The organism is Streptomyces sp. HNM0575 (assembly GCF_012726265.1).
Classification (GTDB): domain Bacteria; phylum Actinomycetota; class Actinomycetes; order Streptomycetales; family Streptomycetaceae; genus Streptomyces.
Genome location: NZ_JAASAG010000002.1, coordinates 1 through 20,851 on the forward strand (window position 1 = coordinate 1; position 20,851 = coordinate 20,851).

The 20,851-nt window shown below is 70.1% G+C and carries 16 protein-coding genes and 1 tRNA gene; 8 read left to right on the forward strand and 9 right to left on the reverse strand.

The genetic code is table 11. From position 1 onward, the window contains the following. The 7 genes from HCC61_RS04010 to HCC61_RS04040 all read right to left on the reverse strand — a co-directional run. A partial coding sequence (locus HCC61_RS04010) for a Rho termination factor N-terminal domain-containing protein (protein WP_346777020.1) occupies window positions 1–928 on the reverse strand: 928 nt, incomplete at its 3' end. Window positions 929–1,362: 434 nt separating this feature from the next. After that, the gene (gene thrB, locus HCC61_RS04015) at window positions 1,363–2,313 is read right to left on the reverse strand and encodes a homoserine kinase (protein ID WP_169133887.1); all 951 of its coding nucleotides are present in this window, start codon (window positions 2,311–2,313) and stop codon (window positions 1,363–1,365) included. Between the two features lie 451 nt (window positions 2,314–2,764). Next, complete coding sequence (thrC, locus tag HCC61_RS04020; RefSeq protein WP_169133888.1) at window positions 2,765–3,844, reverse strand: threonine synthase; 1,080 nt, start codon at window positions 3,842–3,844, stop codon at window positions 2,765–2,767. Between the two features lie 85 nt (window positions 3,845–3,929). Further along, window positions 3,930–5,222, reverse strand: a complete 1,293-nt coding sequence (locus HCC61_RS04025; RefSeq protein ID WP_169133889.1) for a homoserine dehydrogenase — start codon at window positions 5,220–5,222, stop codon at window positions 3,930–3,932. A 93-nt stretch (window positions 5,223–5,315) separates the two neighbouring features. Continuing rightward, window positions 5,316–6,734, reverse strand: coding sequence for a diaminopimelate decarboxylase (gene lysA, locus HCC61_RS04030; RefSeq protein ID WP_169133890.1), 1,419 nt, complete (start codon window positions 6,732–6,734; stop codon window positions 5,316–5,318). A 230-nt stretch (window positions 6,735–6,964) separates the two neighbouring features. Next, entirely contained in the window at window positions 6,965–7,864 is a 900-nt protein-coding gene (locus HCC61_RS04035; protein WP_169133891.1) for a DALR anticodon-binding domain-containing protein, read from the reverse strand. Window positions 7,865–8,023: 159 nt separating this feature from the next. Beyond that, entirely contained in the window at window positions 8,024–8,467 is a 444-nt protein-coding gene (locus tag HCC61_RS04040; protein WP_169133892.1) for a response regulator, read from the reverse strand. A 240-nt stretch (window positions 8,468–8,707) separates the two neighbouring features. Between HCC61_RS04040 and HCC61_RS04045 the strand changes: the two genes are divergently transcribed. The 6 genes from HCC61_RS04045 (at window position 8,708) to HCC61_RS04070 (ending at window position 15,404) form a co-directional block, all read left to right on the forward strand. After that, a tRNA-Arg gene (locus HCC61_RS04045) sits at window positions 8,708–8,779 on the forward strand. A gap of 364 nt (window positions 8,780–9,143) precedes the next feature. Further along, window positions 9,144–10,214, forward strand: coding sequence for a tRNA (adenosine(37)-N6)-threonylcarbamoyltransferase complex transferase subunit TsaD (gene tsaD, locus HCC61_RS04050; RefSeq protein WP_169133893.1), 1,071 nt, complete (start codon window positions 9,144–9,146; stop codon window positions 10,212–10,214). Further along, window positions 10,211–10,771, forward strand: a complete 561-nt coding sequence (locus tag HCC61_RS04055; RefSeq protein ID WP_169133894.1) for a GNAT family N-acetyltransferase — start codon at window positions 10,211–10,213, stop codon at window positions 10,769–10,771. The genes tsaD and HCC61_RS04055 overlap by 4 nt, the downstream gene beginning before the upstream one ends. Window positions 10,772–10,811: 40 nt before the next feature. Beyond that, on the forward strand, window positions 10,812–13,469 hold the full coding sequence (gene alaS, locus HCC61_RS04060) for an alanine--tRNA ligase (RefSeq protein WP_169133895.1): 2,658 nt from the start codon (window positions 10,812–10,814) through the stop codon (window positions 13,467–13,469). Between the two features lie 190 nt (window positions 13,470–13,659). Beyond that, entirely contained in the window at window positions 13,660–14,301 is a 642-nt protein-coding gene (locus tag HCC61_RS04065; RefSeq protein WP_169133896.1) for a superoxide dismutase, read from the forward strand. 533 nt (window positions 14,302–14,834) lie between these two features. After that, on the forward strand, window positions 14,835–15,404 hold the full coding sequence (locus tag HCC61_RS04070) for a dihydrofolate reductase family protein (protein ID WP_169133897.1): 570 nt from the start codon (window positions 14,835–14,837) through the stop codon (window positions 15,402–15,404). Between the two features lie 422 nt (window positions 15,405–15,826). Here HCC61_RS04070 and HCC61_RS04075 read toward each other — a convergent pair whose 3' ends face one another. Next, window positions 15,827–16,006 (reverse strand): hypothetical protein, encoded by a 180-nt coding sequence (locus HCC61_RS04075; protein WP_169133898.1) that lies wholly within the window; start codon window positions 16,004–16,006, stop codon window positions 15,827–15,829. 733 nt (window positions 16,007–16,739) lie between these two features. On the opposite strand from HCC61_RS04075, the gene HCC61_RS04080 reads away from it, so the two are divergent. Together HCC61_RS04080 and HCC61_RS04085 are read left to right on the forward strand one after the other, a co-directional pair. After that, the gene (locus HCC61_RS04080) at window positions 16,740–17,201 is read left to right on the forward strand and encodes a pyridoxamine 5'-phosphate oxidase family protein (protein ID WP_169133899.1); all 462 of its coding nucleotides are present in this window, start codon (window positions 16,740–16,742) and stop codon (window positions 17,199–17,201) included. A 299-nt stretch (window positions 17,202–17,500) separates the two neighbouring features. Beyond that, window positions 17,501–18,499, forward strand: coding sequence for a helix-turn-helix domain-containing protein (locus tag HCC61_RS04085; protein WP_169133900.1), 999 nt, complete (start codon window positions 17,501–17,503; stop codon window positions 18,497–18,499). Window positions 18,500–19,005: 506 nt separating this feature from the next. On the opposite strand, the gene HCC61_RS04090 is transcribed toward HCC61_RS04085, so the two are convergent. Further along, window positions 19,006–20,526, reverse strand: a complete 1,521-nt coding sequence (locus tag HCC61_RS04090) for an integrin alpha (protein ID WP_169133901.1) — start codon at window positions 20,524–20,526, stop codon at window positions 19,006–19,008. Between the last annotated feature and the right edge of the window lie 325 nt (window positions 20,527–20,851).

Sequence of the window (20,851 nt, forward strand, 5' to 3'; positions counted from 1 at the left end):
TGTCCAAAATCCCCGCCACCGGGATCAGCACATCATCCTCAGCGACCTGCGGCTCAGCATCCTCACGCCCACCACGACGCCCACGACGATCCCGATAACGCCCCCGACGACCACGACGACCACCGTCGAAGTCGTCGTCGTCACGACGGCCGCCGCCCTGATTCTGGTTCTGGCCGCCCTGGTTCTGGCCGCCGCCGTCGCCGCCCTTGCCGCCGCGGCCGCGCTGGCGGTCGCGCTTGGACTGGCGGTCCTGCTGCTGACGGCCACCGCCGCCGTCACCGCGCTCGCGGTCACCGCGGGAGCCGTCGCCACGGCCGCCGCCGTCGCCCTTGTGCTGCTGGCCGCCGCCGTCGCGGCCGTCGGTCTTGCCCTCGGCGGTGTCCGCGGCGGCCTCCGCCTTGCCGCCACCGCCCTCGCGCCGGCCGCGGCGCTCGCCGCCGGCCTTCTCCTCGTTCGCGGGCTGTCCCGGAATGTCGATCTGGCCGTCCTGCTGGGTCTCCGCCTCGGAATCGCCCGTACGCGCCCGGGACGTGCTGCGGCGCTTCGGCTTGGCCGACTGCTCGTCGCCTTCGCCGGCGGCGCCCTCGGAGTCCTTGCCGCGGACCGCGGACGCGTCCGCGCCGGAGCCCGAACTCCCGCCCGCCTGCCGCTCCTTGATGGTTTCGATCAGCTGGCTCTTGCGCATGCGCGCAGTGCCCTTGATGCCGAGACCGGAGGCAACTTGCTGAAGCTCGGCGAGCACCATGCCCTCGAGCCCGGTGCCGGAGCGCCGACGCTTGGGCGCAGCACCGGAGGCAGGCGCGGCAGCAGCGTCCGTGGCAGGCGCGTCGGCTTTCTCCGCAGGAGCGCTCCCGGAGGAGTCGCCACCCGAGCCCTCGGACTCAGGAGGAGCGGCGTTCACGCCCATCAGATCGGTGGTGTCGCTCACAAAGGGTCCTTCCCTGGAGCGGACGTCGGCCTGTCTGGCTCGGCGACCGGTCGTGCTGTCCGGCGATGGTCCTGTGCGCGCGGACCTGGCCGAAACGGTGGTTCCCGCCCGGATGTACGGCGGGGAGATCAATTCATGGTTCGGCGTGCAAGGAGGAATTGCGTCCTTCACGTCGGCTCCGGAGCGTGCTCGGGACCGCTCCGCAAAGCGAAGCAGCGTGGGAGGCTCCTGGAGGAAGAGGCGATCCTGGGCCTCTGCCCTGGGGATCACTCAAGCACTGCACTCTACGGACCAGCACAGAGTTTCACGTGTGGATCACGAGACTGCGAGCACTGACTTGAGGTTAACACTACCGGACCCAACAAACATTCCCCCTTCCTGGATCATGGGCCTCTCCCGGGCCCCCGCCGGCTGCGCCGGGCCGTACAACGTCGTCACCGGGACGTGCCGCGATCCGCGCCGCCGTCCGCCTTGAGCGGCAGGACACTGGCCCCCGCGGTGTCGAGGCTCAGCCTGTTCGCCGTCCACTGCTCGCCCGCGAGCTGCGCCACCTTGTCGGCGGCACCGTGGCCCTCGGGGAGTGCGAGCACCGTGGGGCCCGCACCCGAGACAACAGCTGGGACGCCGTCGGCCCGCAGCCGGTTCACCAATTCCACGCTCTCCTTCATGGCGGGTGCGCGGTACTCCTGGTGCAGCCGGTCCTCCGTGGCCGGCAGCAGCAGATCGGGGCGCCTGGTCAGCGCCTCGACGAGCAGCGCGGCGCGGCCGGCGTTGAACGCGGCGTCCACATGCGGGACATGACGGGGCAGCAGCTCCCGGGCCGTCTCCGTCGGCAAGGGATTCGCGGGTACGAAGACCACCGGCACGACGGCTTCGGAGGGCTCCATCCTGATCGCCCGCGCCGCGCCCCCGTCCATCCAGGCCAGGGTGAATCCGCCCAGCAGACAGGCCGCGACGTTGTCCGGGTGTCCCTCGATCTCGGTGGCCAGCTCCAGCGTCGCCGCGTCGTTGAGCTTGGCCTCGCCGCCCGTGGTGACCGCACGCGCGGCCACGACGCCCGCGCAGATGGCCGCGGACGACGAGCCGAGGCCGCGTCCGTGCGGGATGCGGTTGGCGCAGACGACCTCGAGGCCGCGCGGCTGGCCGCCGAGCAGGTCGAAGGCCGTACGCAGCGAGCGTACGAGCAGATGGTCCTCGTCGCGCGGCAGGGTCTCCGCGCCCTCTCCCGCGATGTCGACGTGCAGGCCGGAGTCGGCGACCCGGACGACGACGTCGTCGTAGAGACCCAGTGCGAGGCCCAGTGCGTCATAGCCGGGGCCGAGGTTGGCACTGGTGGCGGGAACGCGCACGCGGACGGCTGCGGCGCGGAAGGCGGGACCGGCCATCTCCCGATGACTCTCCTTGGATTGTTGACGCGATTTCCCATGGACCGCGGCGGCGACGCCGGGAGGGTCGCGGCCAGGCGACCCTGTGCGGTTCCGGCCCGCCGGACCGGGTGGGGTCTCCAGTGCTCCACTGCTGGGGACGAGGAGATGCCCCGGAGTACGTACGGGGGGTGGGATGAACGCAAGCTTATCGAAGGAAGGTTCAGTGGCGACACAGGGCGCACGGGAGGCGCACGATGCGTGTCGCAAGCCGCTGCGCGCTCCCTCGCCACCGGTCTCCGTACCGGACGGCTTTCGTCACCGGCTGCGGGGTGCCGCGCCGGTCGACGGATGACTGCCCGCCGCCCGCGCGTACGAACCGTACGGCCGACGGCTTCGAAACGGAAGACTCGGCGACGGTCAGGACCGCGGCCGTCGAGAGCCGGTTCCCGTCCGCTCCCGTCCCCAACTCTCAGGCCAGGCCCAGGCGTTCGGCCGCGGCGTCCGCGTCGATCGGCACCGTCACCGGCTGCGGAGCGCCGGCGACCGCCCAGTCGGGGTCCTTCAGGCCGTTGCCGGTGACCGTGCAGACCACGCGCTGCCCCGGCTCCAGCCTGCCCTGCTCGGCGGCCTGGAGCAGACCGGCGACCGAAGCGGACGACGCCGGTTCGACGAAGACGCCCTCCCGCGACGACAACAGCTTGTAGGCGCGCAGGATCTGACGGTCCGTCACGGAGTCGATGAAGCCGCCCGACTCGTCCCGTGCGCGCTCCGCGAGCTGCCACGACGCAGGGTTGCCGATGCGGATCGCGGTGGCGATCGTGCTCGGGTCCTTCACGGGCTCACCGCGCACGATGGGTGCGGCGCCGGAGGCCTGGAAGCCCCACATGCGGGGAGCGCGTGTGGCGGGACCGTCGGCGAGGTACTCGCTGTAACCGCGCCAGTACGCAGTGATGTTGCCGGCGTTGCCGACCGGGAGGACATGCACGTCGGGAGCGTCCCCGAGCATGTCGACGATCTCGAACGCAGCGGTCTTCTGGCCCTCGATGCGGTCGGGGTTGACCGAATTGACAAGCGCCACCGGGTACTTCTCCGAAAGCCCGCGGGCAAGCGTGAGGCAGTCGTCGAAATTGCCGTCCACCTGGAGGATCTTGGCGCCGTGCACCAGGGCCTGGCCCATCTTGCCCAGCGCGATCTTGCCCTGGGGCACGAGGACGGCGCAGACCATCCCGGCGCGTACGGCATAGGCGGCGGCCGACGCCGAAGTGTTGCCCGTGGAGGCGCAGATGACGGCCTGCGCGCCGTCTTCGCGGGCGCGAGTGATCGCCGTCGTCATGCCGCGGTCCTTGAAGGAGCCCGTGGGGTTGGCGCCCTCCACCTTCAAGTGGACGTCGCAGCCGGTGAGTTCGGAGAGCAGCTGCGCGGGCACGAGCGGCGTGCCGCCCTCGCGCAGGGTGACGGGAGCGGTGTCCGCGCCGAAGGGCAGCCGCTCGCGGTACTCCTCGATGACGCCGCGCCACTGGCGGGAGGTGGCGGGTGCTGCGGTTTCCATGGTCGTCACTGTCCTCGATTCCCCTGTGCCCGGGACCCGTTGCGGTTCCCGTACGTACGACGCCCCGTATGGCTCGTCCGTGCTCTCATTCGCCCTCGACCCGCATGATGCTGGCCACGCCGCGCACGGTGTCGAGGCCGCGCAGCGCCTCCACGGTCGCGCTCAGCGCCGAGTCGGGCGCGCTGTGCGTGACGACGACGAGCCACGCGTCGCCGTCCTTGCCCTGCTGGCGCACGGTGTCGATGGAGACGCCGTGCTCCGCGAAGGTGGTGGCGACCTGTGCGAGGACGCCGGGCTTGTCGGTCACGTCGAGGCTGATGTGGTAGCGCGTGACGACCTCGCCCATCGGTGAGACCGGCAGCTGCGCGTACGCCGATTCGCCCGGCCCCCGCGCCCCGTTGAGCTTGTTGCGGCAGGCGGCGACCAGGTCGCCCAGCACGGCGGAGGCCGTGGGGGAACCGCCCGCGCCCGGTCCGTAGAACATCAGCTGGCCGGCGGCGTCCGACTCGACGAAGACGGCGTTGTATGCCTCGCGTACGCCCGCGAGCGGATGGCCGAGCGGGATCATCGCGGGGTGCACGCGGGCCGTGACGGAGCGGCCGTCGGCGGTCCGCTCGCAGATGGCGAGCAGCTTCACCGTGCAGCCCATGCGTTTCGCGGAGGCGATGTCGGCGGAGGTGACCTCGGTGAGGCCCTCGCGGTGCACGTCGTCCAGGCGAACCCGCGTGTGGAAGGCGATCCCCGCGAGGATGGCCGCCTTTGCCGCGGCGTCGAAGCCCTCGACGTCGGCCGTGGGGTCTGCTTCCGCGTAGCCGAGCGCGGTGGCCTCGTCCAGGGCCTCGGCGTAGCCGGCGCCGGTCGAGTCCATGCGGTCGAGGATGAAGTTCGTGGTGCCGTTGACGATGCCGAGCACCCGGTTGACCTTGTCGCCCGCCAGGGACTCGCGCAGCGGCCTGACCAGGGGGATCGCGGCCGCCACCGCCGCCTCGTAGTAGAGGTCGGCGCCGTGCTTCTCGGCCGCCTCGTGGAGGGTCGGGCCGTCCTCGGCGAGCAGGGCCTTGTTGGCCGTCACGACGCTCGCGCCGTGCTCGAAGGCGGAGGTGATCAGCTTGCGCGCCGGTTCGAGGCCGCCGATCACCTCGACGACCACGTCGACGTCCGCACGCCGTACCAGGGCGGCGGCGTCCGTCGTCACCAGCGCCGGGTCCACGCCCTCGCGCACCCGGTCGGGGCGCCGCACCGCGACGCCGGCCAGCTCGACCGGGGCGCCGATACGGGCGGCGAGGTCCTCCGCGTGCGTCGTCATGATGCGTGCCACCTCTGAGCCGACGACCCCACAGCCCAGCAGCGCCACCTTCAGCGGACGCGTACGCATCATCCGACCTCGCCTCTCGTCATTTCCTGTGCTGTCAGTCTCACGTACCGGTACGGAGATTCCACGCTCGTTCCAAGATGTGGGACGAATGTCTCGCTAACCGACATCCAGCCGGAGGAGATCCTCCTCCGTCTCCCGCCGCACGATCACGCGCGCCCCGCCGTCCCGCACGGCGACGACCGGCGGGCGCAGCGCGTGGTTGTAGTTGTTCGCCATGGACCGGCAGTACGCGCCCGTCGCGGGCACGGCCAGCAGGTCCCCCGGGGCCAGATCGGCGGGCAGGAACGCGTCCCGCACCACGATGTCCCCGCTCTCGCAGTGCTTGCCGACAACCCGGGAGAGCATCGGCCCTGCGGTCGAGGACCGGGAGACGAGCGAGACGCTGTACTCCGCGTCGTACAGGGCGGTGCGCACGTTGTCCGACATGCCGCCGTCCACGCTCACGTACGTACGCAGGCCCTGGAGCTCCTTGACCGTGCCCGTCTCGTACACCGTGCACGCGGAGGGGCCGACGACGGCGCGGCCCGGCTCGACCGACAGCCGCGGCACGGCGAGACCCGCGCCACGGCACTCGCGGCCGACGATCTCGCGGAGCGACGCGGCGATCTCATGCGGCTCGCTCGGGTCGTCCTCGGGCGTGTACGCGATGCCGAGACCGCCGCCGAGGTCGATCTCCGGCAGCTCCAGTCCGTGCTCGTCGCGGATGTCGGCGAGCAGGCCGACGACGCGGTGCGCGGCGACCTCGAAGCCGGAGGTGTCGAAGATCTGGGAGCCGATGTGCGAGTGGATTCCGACCAGTTCGAGGCTGTCGAGCTTCAGCACGCGGCGTACGGCTTCGGCGGCCTGGCCTCCCCCGGCCTCCGGCTGGGTGGCGCCGCCGGCGAGCGCGAGGCCGAACTTCTGGTCTTCGTGCGCCGTGGCGATGAACTCGTGGGTGTGCGCCTCGACGCCGACCGTGACGCGGATCTGGACGGGCTGCCGGCGGCCGAGGCTTTCGGCGACGTGCGCGACCCGGACGATCTCCTGGAAGGAGTCCAGCACGATCCGCCCGACGCCCGCCTTCACGGCCTGCTCGATCTCCGCGGAGGACTTGTTGTTGCCGTGCAGCGCGATCCGCTCCGCGGGCATGCCGGCGGCGAGGGCGACGGACAGTTCGCCGCCCGAGCAGACGTCGAGATTCAGCCCTTCCTCGGTCAGCCAGCGCACGACGGCACGGGAGAGGAAGGCCTTGCCCGCGTAGAAGACGTCGGCGTCCGCGCCGAAGGCGTCGCGCCAGGCGCGGCAGCGGGCACGGAAGTCGGCCTCGTCGAGCACGAAGAGGGGGGTGCCGAACTCCTCGGCCAGATCCTTCACGTCGACGCCGCCGACGGTGACCGAACCGGTGGAGGTGCGGGCCGCGGTCTTCGGCCAGACGCGGGGGTTCAGCTCGTTGAGGTCGTCGGGAGGCGCGGTGTAGTGGCCCTCGGGGAGCACATCGGCGTGCCGGGGCCCTGCGGGGTGCGCGGAGCGGCTCATGCGGTGGTCCTTTGCGCGGTTAGAAGTCTGGGGTCTCGGGGGTTCTTTGAAGCTCGGGGGTCTCTGGAGCTTGGTGTTCTTTGAAGCTCGTGGTTCTCGGAGGCTCGGGCTCGGGGTTCTCGGAGGCTCGGGCTCGGTGGCTCGCTCCGGTGCGGTCTGAGGTGCCGGGCTCCGGTCTCTGTGTCCGGTCTCTGTATCCGGTGCCGGTATCCGGTGCCCGGGTCCCGGGCTCAGAGATGTGCGGGCGTGCTCACGCCGAGCTGGGTCAGGCCGCCTGCCAGCACGGTCCCGGTGGCTTCGACGAGGGCCAGCCGGGCGCGGTGGGCGGCCCCGGGTTTCTCGTCGCCGCTGGGCAGCGGCGGACACCGGTCGTGGAAGTCGAAGAAGGCGTCACCTACGGCGACCAGGTGGCGGGCGTGACGTCCGGCGTCCCCCTGCTCGCTGACGCGCCGCTGATCGGCGAGCAGCGCGAGCAGCGCCGCACCGCTGGGGCCGTACGGGGATCCGGCGTCGGCTGCCGCGTACGGTTCGCTGCCGAAGCCCAGGTCACGGGCGTTCCGTACGAGCGCACGGGCCCGCGCATGCGCGTACTGCACCCGGAAGAGGGTGCTCGCCTCCGCGGTACGAACGGCCAGCGCGGCCGGGGCCTCGCCCGTGGCACCGCTCCACCGCGCGATGTCGGCGGCGGGAGCGTCGGTGACCTGTGTGCCGAAGGAGACGGGGGGCTCTTGGTCGTCGTCGTTGGGCGACCGGCCCGGGGGGTTCTTCGACGCCGGGTGCGAGGGCCGCCGCTGCGGCCGGGACAGCTCCGCGACGAGGTCCGCCCGCGCGCGCTCGTCCAGGGTGACGTTGAGGAACCCGCCTCCGGTGATCTCCACGTTGCGGATCCCGGCTTCCCGCACGAGCCTGTCCCGCAGCGCTCCGGCCACGTCGTACGGCGTCATGCCCGCCGGTCCGGCCAGCCGGAAGGCCACGCTCACCGCGTAGTCCCCGGCCCCGCGGCGCGGCGGCGACTCGACGGTCACCCGCTGCGGCAACCCGGTGCCCGCGCGTACGGCCCCCAGCTCGCCGTCCTCCGCGGTACGGCGTACCGCATGCAGCACGGTGCGGGAGAGCTGGGCGGGTGTCACAGAGCAAGCGTATGGGAGAGGGGGTGGGTCGGCGCGAACGGGATTCCGCTGGCGGACGGAAGCGGGGAGGGCGACGGTGCGCGAGGAGGCCGACCTGGCATCGTGAGCCGCACGGCTGCGAGTGACCCGCGGGGTTACGGCTGCGGGCTTACGGACGGCTCAGTGGTGAGCCGGCCAACCGGCCGGCTCCTGTTCGTCCGCATCCCCCGCACGGGATTCGCCACCGCCGCTGCGGCCCGTCAACTGCCGCACCATGCGCACGAGTTCGGACGGCTCGAAGGGCTTGGCCAACAACGCGTCGACCGGCGGCTCCTTGCCGTCCTCACCGTCGAACTGCGTGTGCCCGCTCACGATCGCGACCGGGATGTGCCGAGTGCGCGGATCGGAACGCAGGCGCTCAGCGGTACGCAGCCCGTCGAGCCGCGGCATCGCGACGTCGAGCGTGACGAGATCCGGCCGTACACCGTGCACCACGTCCAGGCACTCGGCACCGTCGGCAGCGGTCACCACCTCGAAGCCTTCCAGCTCGAGATTGACCTTGATCAGCTGCCGGATGACCTTGTCGTCGTCCACGACGAGGACCCGGCCCGAGGTACCTGGCACACCCAGAGCCTAGGCACACCCCTGCTCCGGCGTCCGGCTTTTGCCCTTTTCCACCCGTGCGGGGAGGGGGTTCCGCGCGGGCGGTACGCGCCCGCGACGGGCCCAACGGGCGGACGCGGAGCCCCTCCGGGGTTGCTTCGAGGCGGCTCTGGGGCGGACAAAACCGGGTTCCGGCGCACCACCACCGAGCTGGTACTGTTCTTCCTGTCGCTGCTGACAGCACAACTGCCAGCCCGACGAGCCCCCGTAGCTCAGGGGATAGAGCAACGGCCTCCGGAGCCGTGTGCGCAGGTTCGAATCCTGCCGGGGGTACTTCGCAGAGAACAGCGTGAAAGCGCCGCTGACCTGCACGTACACACGCAAGAGAGGGCGGGAGTCAGTCCAACTGACTCCCGCCCTCTCTCAGTGTTCGCGACCCAGACGCGTTCCGACTTGTTGCTCGACTCCCCGAGAGTGAGCCGAGGACCTGTCTCTGAACCCCCGAACCAGCCCGCCGATTGTCACAGGCGGCACTGCCGCAGATGCGCTGGCCAATGCCAGATTCCTCGGAGCTGTCAACGGACGCCGCGGCGCACTCTCCTGACCCGGCGGCTCCGCGCCCTTGCCGGGCTCCGCCATGGGTAGCCTTACTGCATATTGGTTGCAACAACATGACTGATGCAGGAAGGTCTGCGACGTGGTCCAAGGGGTGGTGCTGGGCATCGAGTCGTCCTGTGACGAGACGGGTGCCGGGCTGGTGCGGGACGGACAGCTGCTGGGGCAGGCCCTCGCGTCGAGCATGGACGAGCACGCGCGCTTCGGCGGGGTGGTGCCGGAGATCGCCGCACGCGCTCACGTACACGCCATCCAGCAGGTGATCCGGCAGGCGCTGGACGAAGCAGACCTGACCTTCGGCGACGTCGGCGCGGTTGCCGTGACAACCGGGCCGGGGCTCTCCGGGGCCCTCCAGATCGGCGTCGCTGCCGCCAAGTCGCTCGCCTACGCGCTGGGTGTGCCGCTCCACGGCGTCCATCACCTGGCGGGGCACGTCGCCGCGGACACCCTGGAGCACGGTCCGCTTCCGGATCCGTGCATGGTGCTGATCGTCTCTGGCGGCCACACCTCACTGCTGCTCGTGCGCGATCTGGTGCGCGAGCCGATCCTGCACCTGGGCGACACCCTCGACGACGCGGCCGGCGAGTGCTTCGACAAGGTCGCCCGGGTCTTCGGTCTTCCCTATCCGGGCGGGCCGGCCATCGACCGTGCGGCACGGCAGGGTGATCCCGCCGCGGTCTCATTTCCCCGTCCGCTGACCGGGCCGCGCGACGCCCCGTACGACTTCTCCTTCTCCGGTCTGAAGACGGCGGCGGCCCGCTGGGCGGAGAGCCTGCGTGACGTCGCCGGTGGACTGCCCGTCGCGGACGGAGCGGCATCGCTTCAGGAGGCGGTCGCCGACGTGCTGACCCGCAAGGCGGTGGCCGCCTGCACCGAGCACGGTGTGGACACCCTCGTCGTCGTCGGCGGCGTCGCGGCGAACTCGCGGGTGCGTCGCCTCGCCCAGGAGCGCTGTGACGCGGCGGGAATCTCGCTGCGCGTACCGCCGATGAAGCTGTGCACGGACAACGGCGCGATGATCGCCGCAGTGGGCGATCTGCTGGTGCGGGCAGGTTCGCCCGCGGCACCGCTCGATGTGTCCATCGACCCGTCGGCACCCCTGGAGTTCGCGGCGCTCCAGCCGTCCTCAGCCCCGGGGCGGGTCGCGTTATGACCGTCACCGTTCAACTCGCCGATGGGGCCTCGCTGTCATGGCATGCGGCGGGGGTACGCAAGGTCTATTTGGAGTCCTTCGGCTCCCCACCTTGGGAGGAGAGCGAGGACCGGGCGGAGGCCTACCTGGAACGCCTCGCGCGCGACGTGGAACGGCCGGGATTCACATCGGCGTTGGCAGTCGCCGGCTCCGAAGTGGTGGGCTTCGCTGCCGCCTGGACCACGCCGTCCCCCTTTCCCTCCGGGCGCTGCTACCCCCAGGCCGCGGCGGCTCTGGGAGCCCGGCGGACCGAGGAGTGGCTGTGCGGGGGCCTGGAGGTCGACGAACTCGCCGTGGGCGAAGCCGCGCGTGGCTGTGGCGTGGGCCGCGGGCTGTTGGAGACCGTCACTGGCGCGGTCGACGACGGCCGGTGCTGGCTGCTGACCTCGATCCGCGCCGAGCCCGCGCTGCGCTTCTACCGGCGCCTCGGATGGCATCAGGTGACCCACCCGGCTCCCTCCGGCCGCGGAGCAGCCGTCTTCCTGGGCCCCCGCCACCCCGCCGAACTCCCCTTCTGACCACTCCGCTCCGCACCTCCCTGACCGTCCCGGAGTCATCTTGCGCACCGCTGAGATCCGCACCCGCTTCCTCGACTACTTCGCCGATCGCGGCCACTCCGTGGTCCCCAGCGCAGCTCTGCCCACGCCGGACCCGACGCTGCTGTTCGTCAACGCCGGCATGGTGCCGTTCAAGCCCTATCTGACCGGCGAGACGGCCTCCCCCTGGCCGCGGGCGACCAGTGTGCAGAAGTGCGTGCGCACACTGGACATCGAGGAAGTCGGCCGGACGACTCGGCATGGCTCGTTCTTCCAGATGAACGGCAACTTCTCCTTCGGCGACTACTTCAAGGAGGAGGCCATCGCCTTCGCCTGGGAGCTGTCGACCGCGCCCGTCGCCGACGGCGGCTACGGCCTGGCCCCGGACCGGATCTGGGTGACCGTCCACCACACCGACGCCGAGGCACGCGGCCTGTGGCGGAGCGTCGCCGGCCTGCCGGACGAGCGGATCGTCTCCCGCGGCGATGAGGACAACTACTGGTCCATGGGCGTGCCAGGCCCCTGCGGTCCCTGCTCGGAGCTGTACTACGACCGCGGGGCGGACTACGGCCGGGCGGGCGGGCCCGACGCCGACGAGGACCGGTACATGGAGTTCTGGAACCTCGTCTTCATGCAGTACGAACGGGGCGAGGGCCACGGCAAGTCCGGCTACCCGATCCTCGGCGAACTGCCCAGCCGCAACATCGACACCGGCATGGGCCTGGAACGCATGGCCACGCTCCTCCAGGGCGTCGGCAACCTCTACGAGATCGACGAGACCAGGCCCGTCCTGGACCGTGCATCCCAACTCGCAGGCGTGGCTTACGGATCCGGCGAGGAGAACGACGTACGACTCCGCGTCGTCGCCGACCACGTGCGCACCGCGCTGATGCTCCTCGCCGACGGCACCACTCCGGGCAACGAGGGCCGCGGCTACGTGCTGCGGCGGATCCTCCGCCGCGCCGTACGGTCCATGCGCCTGCTCGGGCACCACGACCCGGCGCTGCCGGAACTGCTGCCCGTGGCACGCGAGTGCATGGCGCCCGGCTACCCCGATGTCGCGGACTCCTTCGCGCGGATCGCCGACCAGGCGTATGCCGAGGAAGACGCCTTCCGCTCCACTCTCCGTCAGGGCACCACGATCCTCGACACCGCAGTCGCGGAAGTGCGTGAGAAGGGAGAGAGCAGACTGCCGGGCTCACAGGCGTTCCTGCTGCACGACACCTACGGCTTCCCCATCGACCTCACTCTGGAGATGGCCGCAGAACAGGGCGTCGCCGTCGACCGCGAGGGCTTCACCGCACTGATGGAACAGCAGCGCGAACGCGCCCGCGCCGATGCCCGCGCCCGCAAGTCCGGTGGCACAGCGGACACTTCAGCGTTGCGCACCGTCCTCGACGAACACGGCGCCACCGACTGGCGCGCCTGGGAGACCCTCACGACGGACTCCCGCGTCCTCGCCCTGCTGGGCCCCAGCGGACCGCAGCCGGTCGCCCATGCGGGAGAGATCGTCACCGTGGTCCTGGACCGCACCCCCTTCTACGCCGAATCCGGAGGCCAGGAGAGCGACGCGGGGCGCCTGACCGGCGCCTCCGTGGAGGCCGACGTCCTCGACGTCCAGCGCCCCCTGCCCGGGCTCGTCGTTCACCAAGTCCGCGTCACCGCAGGGGAACTGGGCGTCGATGGCCTGGTACACGCCGCCGTCGACCCCGAATGGCGCCTCGGCGCCCGCCAGGCCCACTCCGGCACCCACGTCCTCCATGCCGCCCTGCGGGAGATCCTCGGACCCGGCGCCCTACAGTCCGGCTCCTACAACCGCCCCGGACACCTCCGCCTCGACTTCCCCTGGCGCGGCGCCCTGTCCGCGTCCGCCCGCAGCGAGATCGAAGACGCCGCCAATCGCGCCCTCCGGCGCGATCTGCCCGTGGACGTGCGATGGATGCCCCTCCCCGAGGCCAAGGAACTCGGTGCGCTCGCCCTGTTCGACGAGACCTACGGCGAGCAGGTGCGGGTCGTCGAGATCGGCGGAGCCTGGTCCCGCGAACTGTGCGGCGGCACCCACGTCGCCCACGCCTCCCAAGTAGGCGTCGTCGCTCTGACCGGCGAGACCTCCGTCGGCGCCGGCATGCGCCGCCTCGAAGCAGCCGTCGGCAACGAGGGGTTCGGCCACCTGGCACGCGAACGCGACCTCGTCACCCGCATCGCCGAACAACTCCAGGCTCCACGCGCCGAGCTCCCCGACCGCATCGCCACCCTCCTCGACCGCCTCAAGACCACCGACCAGGAGAACCAGCGCCTGCGCGAGCACGCGAACGCGGTCCGGGCCGCCGAACTGGCCGCCGAGAGCCGCGAGATCGCAGGCACACGGCTCGCCTCATCGGTGATCGACGGAGACGGAACCGCAGCACGGCAGCTGGCCCAGCACGTACGCGACAAGCTCCCCCAGGACCGGCCCGGTATCGCCGCCATCGGCGCACGGGACGGCGACAAGGGCCTCATGACCATCGCCCTCACCCCCGCCGCACGCACAGCCGGACTCTCCGCCAGCACCCTGGTCAAGGAAGCACTACACGGCCGCGGCGGCGGCACGGACGACATCGCCCAGGGCGGCGGCATCCCCGCCGGCCAACTCGGCCAGGCCCTCTGCAAGTTGATCGACGTCCTGACAGCGACAAGGTGAACCGAGCCGACGCCCGGAACAACCCCGGGCATCGTGGCCATAGCGCCACACCGGAAGCCCGCGGCGCCGCAGCCCACTCCCCCTTCGCAAGGAATGAGCCAACTGCCACTACTGTTCACCTGCATACCGATCGCAACAACTGGCCCCGGCTAGGAGCCGAAGCCATAGACGATGATGCGGAGGACCAGCCATGGCGACCTACACGCTCCCCGAACTCCCCTACGACTACTCGGCGCTCGCGCCCGTGATCAGCCCGGAGATCATCGAGCTGCATCACGACAAGCACCACGCCGGCTACGTCAAGGGCGCCAACGACACGTTGGAGCAGCTGGCGGAGGCACGCGACAAGGAGACGTGGGGCGCGATCAACGGCCTGGAGAAGAACCTCGCGTTCCACCTCTCCGGCCACATCCTGCACTCCATCTACTGGCACAACATGACCGGCGACGGCGGCGGAGAGCCGCTGGAGAAGGACGGCGTCGGCGAACTCGCAGACGCGATCGCCGAGTCATTCGGCTCCTTCGCGGGGTTCAAGGCCCAGCTCACCAAGGCCGCGGCCACCACCCAGGGTTCGGGCTGGGGCGTCCTCGCCTACGAGCCCCTCAGCGGCCGGCTCGTCGTCGAGCAGGTCTACGACCACCAGGGCAACGTCGGCCAGGGCTCAACCCCGATTCTGGTCTTCGACGCCTGGGAGCACGCCTTCTACCTCCAGTACAAGAACCAGAAGGTCGACTTCATCGAAGCCATGTGGCAAGTCGTGAACTGGCAGGACGTCGCCAAGCGCTACACCGCCGCCAAGGAGCGCAGCAACAACCTCCTGCTCGCGCCCTGACAGCCGCCGTTGGCTGCCTCCGGCTGCAAGGACACATGAACAGAGCGGGCGGGAGTCAGCTGACTCCCGCCCGCTCTTGCTGTCTCTCACTGATCACGATCGCGCCCATATGCGACCCACGCGGATCAGTCATCCGTTGATGGCCCAGCAGTTGGGCAATGCCGCGCCCGTTCGGGACTTCCACGAGCAGGTCGTGGAGCACCGTCCGTGGCAGGAGGCTCGCGAAGTGAGGCTCCCGTACTGAGCTGGTGCCGCGTCAGGCAACGTTTGCGATGTTCGGAGCGTGACTCTGAGCCGCGGCGTTGGTGGGCACGATTGCTGGGCCGGGGCCGGGCCCCGCGTGTTCGGTGACAGCAGCGGTGGCAGTCGCGGCGGCGGCCCGAGCGCCGAATCGGTCGCGCGCTCGGTCTGCGGTGGGTTCGCAGCACGACGGTGTCGAGCAGGTGCGATCGGGCGCCGATGAGAAATGGCGCCGACAGTCGTCTGAGTACGGTCCGGTGAACGCGCGGCGCGCATCGAGGGAGAGCCACGAGATGAGACCACTTCGATACTCGATCAACGTCACGCTCGACGGCTGCTGCCACCACGAGGCAGGGCTCCCCCCGGACGAGGAGTCGATGCGTTACTGGACCGCCGAGATGGAACGAGCCGATGCCCTGCTGTTCGGCCGGGTGACCTACGAGATGATGGAGTCGGCGTGGCGGCAGCCGGCCACGGGCACGTGGCCTGACTGGATGGGCGAGTGGGAGATTCCGTTCGCCGAGACCATCGACCGGGCGAAGAAGTACGTGGTGTCGAGCACGCTGAGCGGGGTCGATTGGAATGCCGAGCTGGTGCGAGGCGACTTGGGGCAAGCGGTTCAGCGGCTCAAGCAGGAGCCGGGCGACGGCCTGTTCGTTGGTGGCGTGACGCTCCCCTCGGCGTTGGCAGATCTGGGACTGATCGACGAGTACATGTTCCTTGTGCAGCCGGTCCTTGCCGGACACGGGCCGACGTTGCTCGCCGGTCTGCGCGAGCGCATCCAGCTCGAGCTCGTGGATCGCCATGAGTTCCGGTCTGGGGCGGTCGCCCAGCGATACCGGCCCACGCGGGTTGCGGCTTGACGTGATTCGTCCTGGCACGTTGGCCGCTGCCCCGCGACGGAACGACGGATCGGGGTGCATGACGAGGGCCGCCGGCCGACCCGGGACGTCGTAGTCCTTGGCAGCTTCTCCGCCCGCTCCTCAACCAGCGTGATCGCACCCCCGGCCTGCACGTACACACGAAAGAGAGGGTGGGAGTCAGTCCAGCTGACTCCCACCCTCTCTCAGCATCCGCGCCCACCCTGCTGCTCCGCGGTGGGACGGGATCTGATCCTGCGGTGCGTGTAGAGGGCCGACGGCTATCGCTCTGCCACGGCGGTGAGGACCTGCCGCTACTGGCTCTTCCCGGGATGTTGCGGCCCGTCAGCAAAGCCGGCTCCCAGAGGACCGAGGAGGAGGACTTAAAAGGGTGTGGGCCTCAGGGGAACGCCGTGACCGGCATCCTAGTAGCCCCTGCCTTTCGAGGTCCAGGTTGCGTAGACCCAGCCCTTGGTTCCGCTCGGGGTCTTGCCGTAGTACCACTTCTTGTCGTGGACGCTGTAGCCGTAGCAGTAGGCGACGAAGGTGTCCTTGAAATCCATGCGCTTCTTCTTGCTCCAGTCTGTCCCTGGCCCTTTGCGCATCCAAGTTCCTTCGAGAACGTCGACGTTGCGCCAGTGGTTCTTGACGTTCTTGTAACAGGGGACAGCGCTTGCACTGGGTGCGGTGGCAACAAGGCCGCCCAATCCCAGAGTTGCGGCCGTTGCGACAGCCGCAATACGTCGCATGTTTTTGAACTTCACTTGTTGAACTCCCCGTTTTGCGTAGTTGAGTTACACCGATGCGGCTTGACGGAAGGGTCATTCCGTGAAGGTCGGTATCGAAGCCCCGTGCATACTTGATGCGGCGGGCTTCTCCCACGGCTGACTGAGTAATCCCCGATTCATAGCCGCTCCAGGGCCAGAGGCCACGGCCCCGCCAACAGTACCTCAACACCGAGAGGCAAGAAGCCAACGCCCGGCTGGAGACCCGGTGTTGGCGCGTAGATGGTGGCGAGGTTTACGAGAGATACCCGGCTATGGGATGTAAATGACCGACCACCAGACCCCAGACCACCAGATATGGCATTTGACCAATTCCCGGGGAAGCAACCCGTAATGTGCGGCGATCGCGGCACGGGAGCAAGGTATTGACAGGCGGCAGCTCAGCGATCGGGGTCCGGCCGACCCGGCCGGACCCCGATCGCGTCGATTCAACAGCTCGCGCCGTAGCCCACCGCCTTGGATTCGGCCGCGAATACTCCGGCGTTCATCCGTCGCCCGGCGTAGGTCGCTCGGCTCATGCGTGCTTTGAGGATGCTGGCTATGGTCGGCATCCATGCGGACCACGGGGACTGTTCGCCGCCAGGTGGCGGAGCGTAGGCGTGACACTCTGGATCGGCTCGTCGCCGAGCGGGATGTATGGGTGTCGACCGCACATCCCGATCACGGGCCGCATCAGGTGCCGTTGTGGTTCATGTGGGACGGACGAGTCGTGTGGATGTGCACCGGTGCCGCTTCCGCGACCGCGCGGAACGTCCGCGAGGAGCCGCGCGTGCGCCTGGCGTTGCCGGACACCTTCGACGTGGTGCTCATCCAGGGTGAGGCGGAATGCTTCCTGGACCAGGACGTGCCCGGAGACGCGGCCGAGGCGTTCGCCGCCAAGTTCGGGTGGGATCCGCGTGCGGAGGAAGGTTCCTTTCTGTACGTGCGCGTGGTGCCGAAGAGCGTCCGCGCTTGGCGCGGTGAACCGGAACTACGCGGCAGGGTCATCATGCGCGACGGGACGTGGCTGGAATAGCGGCCGTCGCTCACCGCGAGGTCGAACCGCCGCGTTCGGGAGCTCCGGCCTTCCCCGGGGGGCGCCGGCTTGAGTGGACGCGGCGCTCAACTCGGCTTCGTCCACGAGGCGTTCGGGATGCGGGGTGGGGTGGCGCGGAAGGGAAGCCGTCGGCGCCGGGCAGAGCATCCCGGTCATCGGCGCATCGGCGCCCCACCTCGACGTTCATCACGTGTGTACCGGCCGCTGGTGAACTCCTGTCCTGCAAACAGGCCGCAGAGGTCGCGCGGGTTCAGCAGTTGCGGGGAGGCGGTGCGGACGTGCTGGTCGAGTCGGTGTTCCGGAGCGAGGACGTACCCGCGGCGGATCGGTTCTCCCACTGGCGGGAGCACATGGCCCAGGCGTATGCGCCGACGGAGATCCACGCCGACCACGTGGAGGACTTCTCAGCGTGCCAGCGCACCCTGAGTCTGGGTGCCGTACAGCTGTGGACCATGGAACACCCGGCGTTGACGCTCCGGCGGACGCCGAAGCTGATCCGCCGGTCCGACCCCGAGCTGTATCACCTGTCGCTCGTACGGCGCGGGACGATGGGGTTGACCGAGCTCGACCGCGAGATCACGTACGCCCCGTATGACTTGGTGCTCCTGGACACCTCGCGTCCGTACTCGATACAGGCGATCACCGGCCACGGCCACAGGCGGATCGCCGGAACCGGGGCCTTCTTACCCCGGGAGGCACTGCCCTTGCCGAGGAAGAGCATCGACACGCTGATCACGCGGCGGTTGTCCGGGCGGGACGGCATCGGCGCACTGCTCGCGGACATGCTCACGCGGCTGGCGGCAGACGCCGGTTCCTACCGGCCCTCCGACGGGCCACGATTGGGGACGGTCGTGGCCGACCTGCTGACCGCGCTTCTCGCTCACGCCGTAGATGCCGACAACTCCCTCCCGGAACAGGCCCGTTGGCGCACTCTGGTCCTGCGTATCCAGGCCTTCATCGAGCAGAATCTGCGCGACCCGGAGCTGACGCCGCGTGGGATCGCCGTTGCGCACCACATTTCCCTCAGCTATCTGCATCGTCTCTTCCGATACGAGGACGAGACGGTCGCTGCGTGGATCCGCAATCGGCGCCTGGAGAAGACGTGCCGTGACCTCGCCGACCCGGGCATGCGGGCCACTCCCATTCACGCCATCGCGGCCCGCTGGGGTTTCGTCCGCGCAGCCGACTTCACCAGGGCCTTCCGTGCTGCCTACGGCAGAACTCCCAGCGACTACCGCCGGGAAGCTCTCGACGTGCGTCAGTGCACGCACTGCTAAGAGCTGTGGACTCAGCGCTGACGACCGCACGCCGGGACCGCGTCAGCCTGGTGGGGAGACGGTGTCGGGGGGAATCGCACCTCGATTTCATGCGAGACGTTCGTGCGAGACGCGTACGTCAGGAGTTCACCGTCTCAACGGGTACGTGGGGTCGCCGTCCGAGCGGCCACCACCAGCGCCGAAGAAGGGGCGTGGAATATGAACCGCACCAGGACGGTCCTTGTCGCACTCGCCGTCACGGCCGCCATGGCAGGAGGCGCCGCAACTCCCGCCGCGGCAGGCGAAGGACATACCCCTGTGGCTCCCGACGGACACCCCGGCGCGGCATCGGCGCCGCTGAGCGAACGCGCCACTGTGACGGCGCCGGCGGGGCCGATCAAATCGTTCAGGAGTCACTGCGAGAACCTGGGCGCCGGAAAGAACTTCGACTGCTGAGCCCGGTTGGCGTGGCTGAACAGGGTGGCCGGCCGCCGGGCGGGGCGACTCGCTCCGCCCGGCGGCCCGGTTCAGGGCAACTGGGCGCCGGGAGCGGCCTGTTTGGCGGGAGCGTCGAGGTCGCCCGGTCCGAAGGCCGTCGCGCCCTTCGTCGTCAGACCCTTGGCGGTGCCGTGCAGCGACCACACGGTGCCGGCGGTCTCGCCTCCGTAGGGTGCCGACGCGTTGAGGTCGCGGTGCCCGTCGCCGTCGACGTCGAGAAGGGCGCAGGATGCGCCGAACTCGTCGCCCTCCGCGTCGACTTCGGGCACGCCCTCGGTGTCCTGGTGGACCAGCCGGCTGCCGGCGCCCGTGACGCCCGACTTGGAGCCGTGCAGCAGGGCGACCGCGCCCGGGCGCGCATCGTCGTCGTCCTCCGTACGTATACCGAGCGCGACCTCCGCGCGGCCGTCGCCGGTGACGTCGGCGACCGAGACGCAGGAGTCCTCCATGGTGCCTTCCCCGTGCTTGCCGGGGAATCCGTCGAGGCTCCGGTCGACGGTCTGACGGCGGCCGGCGGAGAGGCCGTGCCTCGTTCCGAAGGCGACGGTGACCTTGTCCCCCCAGCTGTCGTCGCTCGTGTTCACCACCAGGTCGTCGTAGCCGTCGCCGTCCACGTCGCCCAGGTCCATGTCGTGCAGGTCCATGTCGTCGCCGTCCTCGGGCCCCTTGGTCAGCGTGAAGCCCGAATCACCGCCGAGCAGGACGTCGCCGTTCCACAGGCCGTCGCCGTCGTTGAGCCAGACCGCGATGTCCTGCCGGTTGTCGCCGTTGACGTCGCCGACGGCGCGGGCCATCGATGGCCCTCTGACCGACTTGGGCCCGTTGGTGCCTTCGCCCCACTCGGACTCGTCCAGGAAGTCGAGCCGCTTGGCGGGGGTGCCCTTCCGCGAGACGGGCCCCTTCCACAGGGCTGCGGGCTGCGCCGCGGGGATGTCTCCGATCTCATCGGGGTCGGGGTATCCGAGCAGCGCCAGGTCGGCATTGCCGTCGCCGTCGAAGTAGCCGATCTGCGGCGACGTTCCGTACGAGGGGATCGCGGTGCCTCCCGTCAGGCCCTTGGACGAGCCCCAAAGGATCACGCCGTCCGCCGAGGCGTCGTCCACGGAGGCATCGTCCGCGGAGCCGACGACGAGGTCGCCGTAGCCGTCGCCGTCCAGGTCCCCCTTGCTGAACGACGTGCCGAACTCCTGCCCGGCGGCGGCCGATCCGGGCACGCCGCTCGTCGAACGGCTCACCGTCTTTCCGTGGGAGGGGTCGAGCCCCTTGGCCGAGCCGTACGTCACCACCACATAGCCGGCGCTCTCCTTGCCGCCGACGGTGCCGCCCGGCGCACCGGCCACCAGGTCCGCGTAGCCGTCGCCGTTGAAGTCCTCCTTTTGCGGCGGCTTCCGCGCGGCCGGCTCCGCCTCCTGCGAGTCGGGCGCGCAGCCGGTCAGGCCGCCGACGGCCGCCAGCAGCAAGGCAGTTGACGTCACCCCGGCACGGAGGGCTCGCTTCTTGCGGGTGCGCGATCCGTCATGGGCGGCGGTGCCTTTTCGTACGGGGCTCATGCGTTGCTTCCTTCGGTCACAAGGTCACATCCGCTGGCGATGACACGACGGAAGCCGCAGACGGTTGCGGCGCTCGCGGTACGCGTCGCCCATCGCAGGCGGGCGACGCGTACCGCGAGCAGTGCGACGTCCCCTGTCCCCCGTCCCCTCGTCGTGCATCGGACTCCACCGGCACACGGGATGCCGAGCCCAACGTCCCTGACCCGACCGGCCGTTGGCGCCTTCCCGTTGCCCTGGCGCCTTCCCGTCTCCCCTGGCGCTTTCCCGTTTCCCCTTCCGGATCGCCCCCACCCCACGCGACAGAGTCACCAGTCGCGTGCGCCGC